Source organism: Streptomyces sp. Tue6028 (assembly GCF_002300165.1).
Lineage (GTDB): Bacteria > Actinomycetota > Actinomycetes > Streptomycetales > Streptomycetaceae > Streptomyces > Streptomyces siamensis.
In genome coordinates this window covers 1-11,963 of the sequence record NZ_MLCE01000007.1, presented here as the reverse complement: position 1 = coordinate 11,963, position 11,963 = coordinate 1, and the positions used below count along the sequence as shown (strand labels likewise).

10 protein-coding genes and 1 pseudogene are annotated in these 11,963 nt (G+C 73.5%); 7 read left to right on the top strand and 4 right to left on the bottom strand.

Going from position 1 to position 11,963, the window contains the following annotated elements; all coding sequences use genetic code 11:
* Positions 1-134 precede the first annotated feature (134 nt).
* The gene (locus BKI49_RS06085; RefSeq protein WP_095933164.1) at positions 135-1,274 is read right to left on the bottom strand and encodes a TDT family transporter; all 1,140 of its coding nucleotides are present in this window, start codon (positions 1,272-1,274) and stop codon (positions 135-137) included.
* Between the two features lie 70 nt (positions 1,275-1,344).
* Between BKI49_RS06085 and BKI49_RS06080 the strand changes: the two genes are divergently transcribed.
* On the top strand, positions 1,345-2,316 hold the full coding sequence (locus tag BKI49_RS06080; RefSeq protein ID WP_257004631.1) for a LysR family transcriptional regulator: 972 nt from the start codon (positions 1,345-1,347) through the stop codon (positions 2,314-2,316).
* Positions 2,317-2,542: 226 nt separating this feature from the next.
* On the opposite strand, the gene BKI49_RS06075 is transcribed toward BKI49_RS06080, so the two are convergent.
* Positions 2,543-3,265: a gamma-glutamyl-gamma-aminobutyrate hydrolase family protein gene (locus BKI49_RS06075; RefSeq protein ID WP_095933163.1), complete on the bottom strand. Its 723-nt coding sequence runs from the start codon at positions 3,263-3,265 to the stop codon at positions 2,543-2,545.
* A 52-nt stretch (positions 3,266-3,317) separates the two neighbouring features.
* Positions 3,318-4,088, bottom strand: a complete 771-nt coding sequence (locus BKI49_RS06070; RefSeq protein ID WP_095933162.1) for a FadR/GntR family transcriptional regulator — start codon at positions 4,086-4,088, stop codon at positions 3,318-3,320.
* A 77-nt stretch (positions 4,089-4,165) separates the two neighbouring features.
* Between BKI49_RS06070 and BKI49_RS06065 the strand changes: the two genes are divergently transcribed.
* Genes BKI49_RS06065 through BKI49_RS06045 form a run of 5 tightly spaced genes read left to right on the top strand, consistent with a single transcriptional unit; the run spans position 4,166 to position 9,952 of the window.
* A complete protein-coding gene (locus BKI49_RS06065; RefSeq protein WP_095933161.1) occupies positions 4,166-5,536 on the top strand; it encodes a glutamine synthetase family protein in 1,371 nt (456 codons plus the stop codon).
* Between the two features lie 8 nt (positions 5,537-5,544).
* Complete coding sequence (locus BKI49_RS06060; RefSeq protein WP_179332349.1) at positions 5,545-6,924, top strand: aldehyde dehydrogenase family protein; 1,380 nt, start codon at positions 5,545-5,547, stop codon at positions 6,922-6,924.
* Positions 6,921-7,712 (top strand): 3-oxoacyl-ACP reductase, encoded by a 792-nt coding sequence (locus tag BKI49_RS06055; RefSeq protein WP_095933160.1) that lies wholly within the window; start codon positions 6,921-6,923, stop codon positions 7,710-7,712. The genes BKI49_RS06060 and BKI49_RS06055 overlap by 4 nt, the downstream gene beginning before the upstream one ends.
* A 27-nt stretch (positions 7,713-7,739) precedes the next feature.
* Complete coding sequence (locus BKI49_RS06050) at positions 7,740-8,999, top strand: HAD family hydrolase (RefSeq protein ID WP_095933159.1); 1,260 nt, start codon at positions 7,740-7,742, stop codon at positions 8,997-8,999.
* A 35-nt stretch (positions 9,000-9,034) separates the two neighbouring features.
* Positions 9,035-9,952, top strand: a complete 918-nt coding sequence (locus tag BKI49_RS06045; protein WP_095933158.1) for a DUF2510 domain-containing protein — start codon at positions 9,035-9,037, stop codon at positions 9,950-9,952.
* Positions 9,953-9,971: 19 nt separating this feature from the next.
* Here the strand turns inward: BKI49_RS06045 and BKI49_RS06040 are convergent, their stop codons facing one another.
* Positions 9,972-11,174 (bottom strand): amino acid deaminase/aldolase, encoded by a 1,203-nt coding sequence (locus tag BKI49_RS06040; RefSeq protein ID WP_095933157.1) that lies wholly within the window; start codon positions 11,172-11,174, stop codon positions 9,972-9,974.
* A 270-nt stretch (positions 11,175-11,444) separates the two neighbouring features.
* On the opposite strand from BKI49_RS06040, the pseudogene BKI49_RS06035 reads away from it, so the two are divergent.
* Positions 11,445-11,963: pseudogene (locus BKI49_RS06035) on the top strand (hypothetical protein); the annotation flags it as partial.

The window sequence follows — 11,963 nt, the reverse complement described above, 5'->3', positions numbered from 1 at the left end:
GGCCCCGACCACCCCACTACTGCCATCCGCCAGAGCAACCTCAATTCGATCCGCGCACAGCTGGAAGACCCACCGAACGACGAGCCTTAACCACGTCAACCCGTGCGGTCAACACCGGGAAAGGTGGCGAAAAGCTACCTTTGCGAAGGCGCTGCGAGCAGCTCGCCGCTGAACAGCCCACGGACCGTGCACCCGGCGGCCACCCCCCACGCGGCAACGAGCAGCACGTACAGGGCGATCGCGAGGCCGTCGAAGGCGACCAGGCCGGTGTGCCGGGCCAGCCCCTCGGCGCCCGTCACGCACGTCCCGACCGGGAAGGTGAACGCCCACCAGGTCATCGCGAAGCCCATGCCCCGGCGGCGGGCCCGCAGCACCATCGCGCCGGCGAGCCCGAGCCACAGGAGTGCGAAACCGGTCACGGGAACCCCGTAGAGGACGGCGAGGATGCCGAATCCCTGGTCGTACGGGGCGTGCATCACCCCCGGGGCGACGTCGGCGAACTTGCCCGTCGCGGTGGTCGACTGGCCCAGCGGACCCAGCACCAGGAACAGGGTCGGGGTGAGCGCCAGGGGCAGCGGACCCGCCGTGACGAGCCGCGCGAAGATCAGCGGAAGCACCAGGAACGTGGCCAGCAGGCTCAGCCCGAACATCGCGAGGCAGCCGAGCAGCAGGGTCTGGCGGGCCTGCCCGGCCGGCAGATGCGGCACGAGCAGCGGGCCGAGGGCGGCGGAGACCATCGGGGCGACGAGCGGCAGCAGCCACACCGGTGTGGCCTGTCCGGGCTCGATGCGGTGCCGCACGACCATCAGGTACGGGACGGCCACCGCGGCCAGCAGCCCCACCACCGTGCCGACGGTGAACAGGACGACGTCCAGCGCGAGCGCGGCCCGCGGTCCGATCCAGTCCTCGCCGACGACCAGCGCCCCGCCGCCGACGGCCAGCAGGGCCATGGCGAGACAGCCGTAGAAGGGCGCCATGGCCGGGTCGAGGAGATGGGCGCGGGCCTGGTCGCGGTGACGGGTCCAGTGCACGGCGCGGGCGGCGAGCAGGATCACGAGCATCGCGAGCGACAGTGCCCACACGGCGGCGCACGCGGCTTCGAGGCCCGGCACGTGCCCGGGTAGTCCGGCGCCCGCCGTGGCCACGATGGCCGTGCCCATCACCGAGGCGTACCAGTTCGGGCCCAGGTGCCGCACGGTGGCGGCGCGGGGGGTTCCGGCCGTGCGAGGGGATCCCGATGTGCGGACGGCGAGGGGCTGGGCAGCGGTGACCATGGCTCCACCGTCCCGCGCCGAAGGCCTCCCCACCAGGGAGCACCGTTCTATGAGGGCATAAGCTGGGTTTATGGGCAGGACGGAATCGGCGACCGGGAACACCGAGCACGAAGCGGCCGCGGGCAGAGGCGGAGAGACGGCCGGCAGCGGCATCGCGCACCGGGTACCGGAACTCGGCGCGCTGGAACTGCTGCTCGCCGTGGCGCGGCTCGGCAGCCTCGGGCGCGCGGCGCGCGAACTGGGCATCACCCAGCCCGCGGCCAGCAGCCGCATCCGCTCCATGGAACGCCAGCTCGGGGTGGCCCTCGTGGACCGTTCACCCCGCGGCTCGCGGCTCACCGACGAGGGCGCGCTCGTCACCGACTGGGCCCGGCGGGTGGTGGAGGCGGCCGAGGCGTTCGACGCCGGGGCGCAGGCCCTGCGTGACCGGCGGGACTCCCGGCTCCGGGTGGCCGCGAGCATGACCATCGCCGAATACCTGCTCCCCGGCTGGCTGATCGCGCTGCGCGCGCAACGCCCCGACACGGCGGTGTCGCTCCTCGCCGGCAATTCCGCCGCCGTCGCGGAGCGGCTCCTCGCGGGCGAGGCCGATCTCGGCTTCGTCGAAGGGTTGTCCGTTCCGGTGGGCCTCGACTCGGTGGTCGTCGCGCGGGACCGGCTGATCGTCGTCACGGCGCCCGGGCACCCGTGGGCGCGGCGGCGGGCGCCGCTGTCCGCGGGCGAGCTCGCGGCGACGCCGCTCATCCTGCGGGAGGAGGGCTCCGGTACGCGGCAGGTGCTCGACGCGGCGCTCGGAGGGCTCGCCCGGCCGTTGATCGAGCTGTCGTCCACCACCGCGGTCAAGGCGTCAGCGGTCAGCGGGGCCGGGCCCGCCGTCCTCAGCGAGCTCGCGCTCGGGGAGGAGCTGTCGGCCCGTCGGCTGGTGACCGTGGAGCTCGCCGACGTCCGGCTCGACCGTGCCCTGCGCGCGGTCTGGCCGACCGGTCACCGCCCCACCGGCCCGGCCCGGGATCTCCTGTCCCTGACCCGCGCGTTCCACTGACGGCCGCCCCGCCGCCGCTGCCGTCCCCGCAGCTTCGCCCCGGGCCCCGCTCGTCGAGGGGCGGAGCGGCTGGCTTTCCGGCGCGTCGTCAGGCCGCCGCCCGGACCAGCGCCGTCATCGACCCGCGCGTTCCACTGACGGCCGCCCCGCCGCCGCTGCCGTCCCCGCAGCTTCGCCCCGGGCCCCGCTCGTCGAGGGGTGGAGCGGCTGGCTTTCCGGCGCGTCGTCAGGCCGCCGCCCGGACCAGCGCCCTCATCACCCGCACGTCCTCGCCCATCTCCGGGTGCCACTGCACCCCGAGGACCCACCCGGGCCCGGGGAGTTCGACGGCCTCCACCGTCCCGTCCGCGGCATGCGCCGAGGCGAGCAGTCCTGCACCGAGCCGTTCCACCGCCTGGTGGTGATAGGTGGGCACGGCCGAGGCCTCCGGCACCGCACCGGCGTACAACGTCCCCGGCACGGGCGTCACCTCGTGGTGCCCGAAGACCCCGACGGCCTGGGTGTGCCCCTCGATGTGCTGGACGAGCGTGCCCCCGAGGGCGACGTTCAGCAGCTGCATGCCGCGGCAGATCCCGAGCAGTGGGGTGCCGGACGCCAACGCGGCCCGGATCAGGGCCAGTTCCCACGCGTCGCGTGCGGGCGCCGGCGGCCCCGTGCGCGGCGACCGCTCGGCGTCGTAGCACCCGGGGTCGACGTCCGGCCCGCCGGCGACGACCACCCCGTCGAGGCGGGCCACGGCCGCGGCGGCCCGGTCCGGATCGTCCGGCGGCAGCATCACGGCGAGCCCGCCGGCCCGCTGCACGAGCCGCGGATACCCCGCGGGCAGCAGCGCGGCCTCCAGTTCCCACACACCCCAGCGGGCCCCGTCCAGATACGTGCTGACGCCGATCAGCGGCCTGTCCACGCGGCTCTCCCTCGCCTCGATCCCCGACCAATGGAACGCATGCATACCTTTGCGGGACGCGCGACGACAAGGCGGACGGGTGCGCGTCGTGTCCGGCTCACGCGAGGAACCCCCGCAGCAGCGCCGCCGTCCCCGCGCAGTGCTCCCGCATCATCTCCCGCGCCCCGTCCGCGTCCCCGTCGAGCACGGCCTCGACCAGCGCCGTGTGCTGCTGCTGGGAGTGCTCCAGGTTGCGTACCAGCAGGGGGATGCAGTCGAGGAGGTCGTTGACGGAGGCGCGCACGGCCGCGTACTGGGCCGCCAGCGACGGCGAACCGCACAGCTGCGCGAGGGTGAGGTGGAGCCCGGTGTCCAGCCGTCGGTACTCGGTCAGCGGAGCGTCGTTCGTGCGGGCGAGCGCCTCGCGCAGCCGCTTCGCCCGCTCGCCGTCGAGCCCGTGCGCGGCGCACAGTCCGGCCGCGCCCACCTCCAGGACCTCCCGGAAGCGCAGTACGTCCTCGATGTCGACCGCGGCGACCCGGCGCCGCAGCTCCTGCTCGCCGGGCGCCTGCGCGCGCGGCAGCACGAACGTGCCGCCGTACCGGCCGCGCCGCGACTCGACGAGGCCCTGGTCCTGGAGCACCTTGAGGACCTCGCGCAGGGTGACCCGGCTGATCCCGAGCCGTTCCGCCAGGTCCCGTTCGGCGGGCAGCCGTCCGCCGCCGGGCACCAGGCCCAGCCGGACGACCTGGAGGATCTGCTCCAGCGCCTCCTCGAATCCGTTGCCCGCCCGCACCGGCCGCAGCACGGTCGTCAGCCCGTCGCCCGGACCCCTCGCGGCGCGGCCCGGACCGCGCCCCGGGCCGCTGTCTGGACTCGCCTGCGCCATCCGGTCGTGCCCCCTTCCCAAGCAATGGTTCTCGGCAATACCTTATGGCTCTCGGCTGACCCAAGGAGGCTTTTCCGGTGGCAGACCGCACACCCCCGCTCGGCGTAGAGGAACTGCACACCCTCGTCGCGGGCGGCGAGATCGACACGGTCGTCCTGGCCTTCCCCGACATGCAGGGGCGACTCCAGGGCAAGCGGTTCGCCGCACGCTTCTTCCTCGACGAGGTCCTGCACCACGGCACGGAGGGCTGCAACTACCTCCTCGCCGTCGACACCGAGATGAACACGGTCGACGGATACGACATGTCCTCCTGGGACCGGGGCTACGGCGACTTCGCGATGCGCCCCGACCTCGGCACCCTGCGCCGGGTCCCGTGGAACGCGGGCACCGCCCTGCTCATCGCCGACCTCGCCTGGAACGACGGCTCACCGGTCGTCGCCGCGCCCCGCCAGATCCTGCGCCGCCAGCTCGACCGCCTCGCGGAGCTCGGCTACACCGCCCAGGTCGGCACGGAGCTCGAGTTCATCGTCTTCAAGGACACCTACGAGCAGGCCTGGGACGCCCACTACCGCGGCCTGACCCCGGCCAACCAGTACAACATCGACTACTCGGTCCTGGGCACCGGGCGCATCGAGCCCCTGCTCCGCCGCATCCGCAACGAGATGCAGGGTGCCGGCCTCACCGTCGAGTCCGCGAAGGGCGAATGCAACCCCGGTCAGCACGAGATCGCCTTCAAGTACGACGAGGCCCTCGTCACCTGCGACCAGCACGCGATCTACAAGACCGGCGCCAAGGAGATCGCCTCCCAGGAGGGCGTCTCGCTCACGTTCATGGCCAAGTACAACGAACGCGAGGGCAACTCCTGCCACATTCACCTCTCGCTCGCGGACGCCGACGGCAGGAACGTCATGGCGGGCTCCGACCGGGACCCCGACGGGATGTCGCCGGTCATGCGGCACTTCCTCGCCGGGCAGCTCGCCGCCCTGCGCGACTTCTCGCTCCTCTACGCCCCCAACATCAACTCCTACAAGCGGTTCCAGCCGGGCTCCTTCGCGCCGACCGCCGTCGCCTGGGGCCACGACAACCGCACCTGCGCGCTGCGTGTCGTCGGCCACGGCCGCTCGACGCGCTTCGAGAACCGCCTGCCGGGCGGCGACGTCAACCCGCACCTGGCGGTCGCCGGTCTCGTCGCGGCCGGCCTGTACGGCATCGAGCAGCAGCTGGAGCTCCCCGAGGCGTGCGCGGGCAACGCGTACGCCGCCGAGTACGAGCACGTGCCCACCACCCTGCGCGAGGCCGCCGAGCTCTGGGAGAACAGTCCCATCGCCAAGGCCGCGTTCGGCGACGAGGTGGTCGCGCACTACCGCAACATGGCGCGCGTCGAGCTGGACGCCTTCGACGCCGCGGTGACCGACTGGGAGCTGCGCCGCTCCTTCGAACGCATGTGAGGCCCCTCTTGTCGAACGAGCACGAACTCCGCGTCCTCAACCCGGCCACCGAGGAGGTCGTCGCCACCGTCCCGGCCGCCACCGCGGACGACGTGGACGCCGCTGTCGCGCGGGCCGCACACGCCCAGACGGCCTGGGCGGCGCTCGCGCCCGCCGACCGTGCCCGGCTGCTGCGCCGCTTCGCGTCCGCCGTCGACGGGCACATCGAGGAACTGGCCCGGCTGGAGGTCCGCGAGGCCGGCCACACCCTCGGCAACGCCCGCTGGGAGGCGGGCAACGTGCGCGACCTGCTCGACTACGCGGCCGGGGGAGTGGAGCGGCTGACCGGCCGTCAGATTCCGGTCCACGGCGGCCTCGACGTCACCCTCCTCGAACCCCTCGGCGTCGTCGGCGTCATCGCGCCCTGGAACTTCCCCATGCCGATCGCCGCCTGGGGCACCGCACCGGCCCTCGCCGCGGGCAACGCGGTGATCCTCAAGCCCGCCGAGACGACACCGCTGACCGCCCTGCGGCTGGCCGAACTCGCCCTGGAGGCAGGGCTTCCCGAGCATCTCTTCCAGGTGCTGCCGGGCGCCGGACCCGTCGCGGGGAACGCTCTCGTCGAGCATCCGGGCGTCGCCAAGATCGTCTTCACCGGGTCGACGGCCGTGGGCAAGCAGGTGCTGGCGAAGGGCTCCGCCCTCCTCAAGCGTGTCACCCTGGAACTCGGCGGCAAGAGCCCCAACATCGTGTTCGCCGACGCGGACGTCGAGGCCGCCGCTGCCGCCGCGCCCATGTCCTTCCTCGACAACTCCGGCCAGGACTGCTGCGCCCGCACCCGCATCCTCGTCCAGCGCTCGGTGCACGACCGCTTCCTGGACCTGCTCGCCCCCGCGATCGAGTCCGTCCGGGTCGGCGACCCCGCCGACGAGCAGACGCAGATGGGACCGCTGATCTCCCGGGCGCAGCTGGAACGCGTGCGCTCCTACGTCGACGCCGACGCGCCCGGCATCCGTGGCAAGGCCCCGGAGGGACCCGGTTTCTGGTTCCCGCCCACCGTGCTCACCGAGGTCGCGCCCGACGCCCGCGTCGCCGTCGAGGAGGTCTTCGGCCCGGTCGCCGTGGTCATCCCGTTCGAGGACGAGGCGGACGCCGTAAGGCTCGCCAACGACACGCCGTACGGTCTCGCCGGCTCCGTCTGGAGCCGGGACATCGGCCGGGCACTGCGCGTCTCGGGCGCCGTCCGCGCCGGGAACCTCTCCGTCAACTCCCACTCCAGCGTCCGCTACTGGACCCCCTTCGGCGGCTTCAAGCAGTCGGGGATCGGCCGCGAGCTGGGCCCGGACGCGCTCACCGCCTTCACCGAAACCAAGAACGTCTTCATCAGTACGGAGGGCCCCGCACAGTGACCGAAGCCACCGAGGGAAACATCTGCCGCCGTCTGGTCGGCCGTACCGCCGTCGTCACCGGCGCCGGCAGCGGGATCGGCCTCGCCACCACGCGCCGGCTGGCCTCCGAGGGTGCGCGCGTCGTCTGCGGCGACGTCGACGAACAGCGCGGCAAGGCCGCCGCCGAGGAGGTCGGCGGCACCTTCGTCAAGGTCGACGTCACCGACCCGGAACAGGTCGAGGCGCTCTTCAAGGCGGCGTACGACACGTACGGCTCCGTCGACGTCGCCTTCAACAACGCCGGCATCTCGCCGCCCGACGACGACTCCATCCTGGAGACCGGACTGGAGGCCTGGAAGCGCGTCCAGGAGGTCAACCTCACCTCCGTGTACCTGTGCTGCAAGGCGGCCATCCCCTACATGCGGCGCCAGGGCAGGGGCTCCATCATCAACACGGCGTCCTTCGTGGCCCGGATGGGCGCGGCGACCTCGCAGATCTCCTACACGGCATCCAAGGGCGGTGTGCTGGCCATGTCCCGCGAACTGGGCGTGCAGTTCGCCAGGGAGGGCATCCGGGTCAACGCCCTGTGCCCCGGACCGGTCAACACCCCGTTGCTCCAGGAGCTGTTCGCCAAGGACCCGGAACGGGCCGCGCGGCGGCTGGTGCACATCCCCGTCGGACGGTTCGCGGAGGCAGACGAGATCGCCGCGGCCGTCGCGTTCCTCGCCAGCGACGACTCCTCGTTCGTCAACGCCACCGACTTCCTGGTCGACGGCGGGATCTCGGGCGCGTACGTGACACCCCTGTAGCGGACAAAGGTGTACGGTCCACGTCATATGCGACACCTCCTCGTGTGGACCCTGGCAGCGGCCGCCACCCTGGCGGCCGCGCCCACCGCCCCCGTCGCCGCCGCCCCGGCCGCGACCCGCCGCACCGACTGCCCACGGCTGTCCGGCACTTGGTACGGAGACAACCGCGCCCGTCTGCAACAGGTGATCGACGCCCACGGCACCTGCGCGGGCCGCCCCCGGGGCACCCGCCCGGTCGCCGCCTTCGACTGGGACAACACGATCACCAAGAACGACGTCACGGACGCCACCCTCGTCTGGGCCCTCACCCACGACAAACTCCTGCGCCCGGCCCGCTGGAAGGACACCAGCGCCTGGCTCACCACAGCCGCCGACGAGGCCCTCACCGCCGCGTGCGGCTCGGGCGCGGGCACCTCTCTGAGAACTTCCGAGAACCCCCGCTGCGCCGACGAGATCCTCCAGATCCGCGAGAACGGCACCACCGTGAGCGGGGCCCCGGCCTTCGCCGGCACCTGGAACCACCGGCGCACGGTGCCCCAGTACGCATGGGTGCCCCAACTCTTCGCCGGCCGCACCCCCGCGGAGCTCTCCTCCTACGCCCGCCGGGCACGCGAGCGCGCCCTCGCGGCCCCCGTGGGCTCGGTCCAGCGGGTCGGCACCCGCACCGTTCCCGCGTACGTCCGCTACTACGACCAGCAGCGCGACCTGATCCGCACCCTGCAACGGGCCGGATTCGACGTGTACATCGTCTCGGCGGGCTCCGAACCCGTCACCGAGGTCTGGTCCCGCGGGGTCGGGGTCGACGCCCGTCACACCGTCGCGATCCGCTCCGTCCTCGACCGCCATGGCCGGATCACCACCCGGAACGCGGGCTGCGGCGGCGTCCCCGCGAGCAGGGGCGAGGCCATCCCGTACATCGACGGCAAACGCTGCTGGATCAACCAGGAGATCTACGGAGTGCGCGGCGGCGCCGCCTGGCGGCGGCAGGACGCCCGCCACCGCCCCGTCGTCGCGGGCGGCGACGCCGACACCGACGTCACCTTCGTCGGCGACGCCACCGGCGCCCACCTGGTCCTCAACCGCAACAAGAGCGAACTGATGTGCCGGGCGTACGACGACGCCGACGGCCGCTGGGTGGTCAACCCGATGTTCATCGAGCCGCTGCCCCGCAAGCCGGACGCCTACCCGTGCGCGACGACCGCCTACAACGCGCCGGACGGCGGCCGGGGCCCCGTACGCAGACCGGACGGCTCCGTCGTGCCCGACCGGACGGACACCGTGTACTGATCTTCGGGGCCACGTCCTAGAGTGCCGGGATGAGCATGACACCTCCGCCCGGCTGGTACCGCGACCCGTCGTACCCGCTCGTCGAGCGCTGGTGGGACGGAACCGCGTGGACCGACCACCGGCGCCAGCCCGAGGTCCCCACGCAGCCCCCGGCACCCCCGGCACCGTCCGGGAACGGCGGCTCGGGCCGGGCCAAAGCCGTCGCGCTGACCGCGGCCGGAGCGGTCCTCGTCGCGTCGATCGCCACCGGCGCCGTGCTCCTCGGCAAGGACGACGGGAAGGGCGAGGCGGCCACGAAGACCACGCCGACCGCCCCGGCGCCCGCCACCGGGACCGGCTCACCGTCGCCGTCGGCCTCCGCCTCCGCGAGCCCGTCCGAGGACCCGTCGAAGGTCGTGGACGAACTCAACGGCATCACCCTGCCGTTGCTCGACGGCTGGGTCCGGCCCAAGTACGTCGCCGAGGACGACATGGTGATGACGACGCCGGGCACCTACGACTGCCCGGGGGACCCCGGACTCTGCCGCCACGGCCGGGTCCTGTCGCGCACGGTCACGGCCAACGACGAGAAGTCCCCGAAGATCCTCGCCGAGCGGGACATCGAGGACGCGGCGGACGCCTCGTACGACCGCGACCTGGTCGACAGCAGGCCCTACCGCGGCATCACCTCCCACCAGGTGGTGAAGTCGGGCCAGGTCGCCGTCGCGGGGCGGGCCGGCTACTTCGTGCGCTGGCGTGTCAGGACCGGTGTGGGGCCGGGAGGGTACGTCGAGTCGCTGGCCTTTCCCTCCAGCGTCGGCTCGGAGTCCCTCGTCATCGTCCGCTTCGCCTTCGACGCGGGCCCCGACGGACCACCTCTCGCCGACATGGACAGGATCACCAAGGGCATCCGCCCGGTCGGCGACTCGGGCACCGGCGGGGGAGTGGGCAGCAGCATCGGACCGTCGACGTGAGACCCCGCGGAGAGCCGTCCTAGAGGAAGGTGTGCCCTTCACCCCGGTACGTCGGGACCGCGGCCGTCACCGTGTCGCCCTCCACGAGGTGCAGCGTGTCGAACCGCTCGCACAGCTCGCCGGCCTTGGCGTGCCGGAACCACACCTTGTCGCCGATCAGCAGGTCGTCCGCGGGCGAGCCGATCAGCGGCGTCTGCACCTCACCGGGACCCTCCTGCGGGTCGTACCTCAGGCCCTCCGGCAGGTGGGGGACCGGAAGCCGGTCGGCGCCCGGGGCTCCCGAGGCCGGGTAGCCGCCGCCGAGGACCGTCACGATCCCCACGCCCGGCCTGCGGACGACGGGCTGCGCGAACAGCGCGGCCGGACGCCCGCTGAAGGACGTGTAGTTGTCGAACAACCGCGGCACGTACAGCCCGGACCCCGCCGCGATCTCGGTGACCGAGTCCTCCGCTGCCGTGTGCTGGACACTGCCCGTGCCTCCGCCGTTGACGAATTCGAGGTCCGGTGCCACCGCCCGCACGGCCCGGACGACCTCGGCGCGCCGCTGGGCCAGCTCCTTGCGGGCGGTGGCCTGCATCAGCCGGATGGCGCGCGACCGCAGCGGCCGCCCGTCGACGGCGTCGCCCACGCCCGCGATGTGCCCCTCGTACGCCATGATCCCGACGAGCCGGAACCCGGGCCGCCTGGTGACGGCGCGGGCCAGATCGGCCACCTGGGCCGGGGAGTGCAGCGGCGAGCGCAGGGCCCCCACCCGGACCCGCCCGCCGAGCAGCTTGAGGGACGTGTCCAACTCCAGGCAGACACGCACGACTTCGGTGCCGCCCTGCCGGGCCTCGTCGATCAGGGCCAGCTGCGCCGGGTCGTCGATCATGACGGTCACGGCGGCGGCGAGCTTCGGGTCGCCGGTCAGCTCGGCGAAGGCCCCGCGGTCCGCCGACGGGTAGGCCAGGAGCACGTCGTCGAAGCCGGAGCGCGCGAGCCACAGCGACTCGGCGAGGGTGAACGACATGATGCCCGCGAAGCCGTCGCGGCCCAGGACGCGTTCCAGGAGGGCGCGGCAGCGGACGGACTTGCTGGCGACACGGATCGGCTTGCCCCCGGCCCTGCGGACGAGATCCTCCGCGTTCGCGTCGAAGGCCTTCAGGTCCACGATCGCGACAGGCGCGTCGAGGTGAGCGGTGGCCCGGTCGTACCGGGCCCGGTCTGCGGCGCGGGCAGTCATGTCCGAAGCCTGCCAGACTCGATTACCGCAGGGTAGGGGGACGTTCCGGGCAGATGCCCCGGGGCCCCGGACTGGTTCCCTCCGGACGCGCGTCAACCCGTAGAGTGACGCGCACGCAGGGAGGAACGACCTTGCCCCGGCGGGCCCTGCCCGGGGTGACGGTCCACCGGTGCGGGTATGCGTGCCCGTGGCGGGCTTCCGCAGACACGAAACGGCCCCGCCGAGCTCCGCGGCGGACCGAATGCCCGGGTACGAGGAAACGGGGGGTGCATGAGCACGGAAGCGCGCCGCGCCTCCATCCCTCCGCGCCCGACGACCCCGCCGCAGTCGTCCCCGGCCGCGTCGCAGTCGTCCCCGGACGCCCTCCCGGAGCAGGCCGCGCAGACCCCGCCGGCCACCGCGGAGGGGACGGCCCCGCCGCAGCTCCCGGTCCGCGAAGAGACCCGGGAGGCGGGCCCCGCGACCGATTTCCGTGACGAGACGTCCGGCCGTCCGGCCACGTCCGAGGCGGAGCGCCAGGTGCCGCCGCGTCGGACCGATCTCCGTGCGGAGACGTCCGGCCGACGGGCCACGTCCGGCCCGGAGCGCCAGGTGCCGCCCCGTCCCGCCGGCGCTCCCGTGGGGCACACCCCGGCACCGCACCGGCAGGACCGGTTCACACAGGACACCGCGCCGCCCCGCGCGTCGGACGGGTTGCCCGACGGTGCCCCGACGTTCCCGTCCCTGCGTGCGGGCGCGCGGCCGTACACGGCGGCCCCGCCGCGGCCCACCCCGCCCCGCCCCGCCGAC

What these genes read in the sequence shown, in the direction of transcription:
- BKI49_RS06070 (WP_095933162.1), bottom strand. Translation starts at nt 4,088, where the DNA reads ATGGCGCAGGCGAGTCCAGACAGCGGCCCGGGGCGCGGTCCGGGCCGC.
- BKI49_RS06050 (WP_095933159.1), top strand. Translation starts at nt 7,740, where the DNA reads ATGCGACACCTCCTCGTGTGGACCCTGGCAGCGGCCGCCACCCTGGCG.
- BKI49_RS06080 (WP_257004631.1), top strand. Translation starts at nt 1,345, where the DNA reads ATGGGCAGGACGGAATCGGCGACCGGGAACACCGAGCACGAAGCGGCC.
- BKI49_RS06045 (WP_095933158.1), top strand. Translation starts at nt 9,035, where the DNA reads ATGACACCTCCGCCCGGCTGGTACCGCGACCCGTCGTACCCGCTCGTC.
- BKI49_RS06085 (WP_095933164.1), bottom strand. Translation starts at nt 1,274, where the DNA reads ATGGTCACCGCTGCCCAGCCCCTCGCCGTCCGCACATCGGGATCCCCT.
- BKI49_RS06075 (WP_095933163.1), bottom strand. Translation starts at nt 3,265, where the DNA reads ATGCATGCGTTCCATTGGTCGGGGATCGAGGCGAGGGAGAGCCGCGTG.
- BKI49_RS06040 (WP_095933157.1), bottom strand. Translation starts at nt 11,174, where the DNA reads ATGACTGCCCGCGCCGCAGACCGGGCCCGGTACGACCGGGCCACCGCT.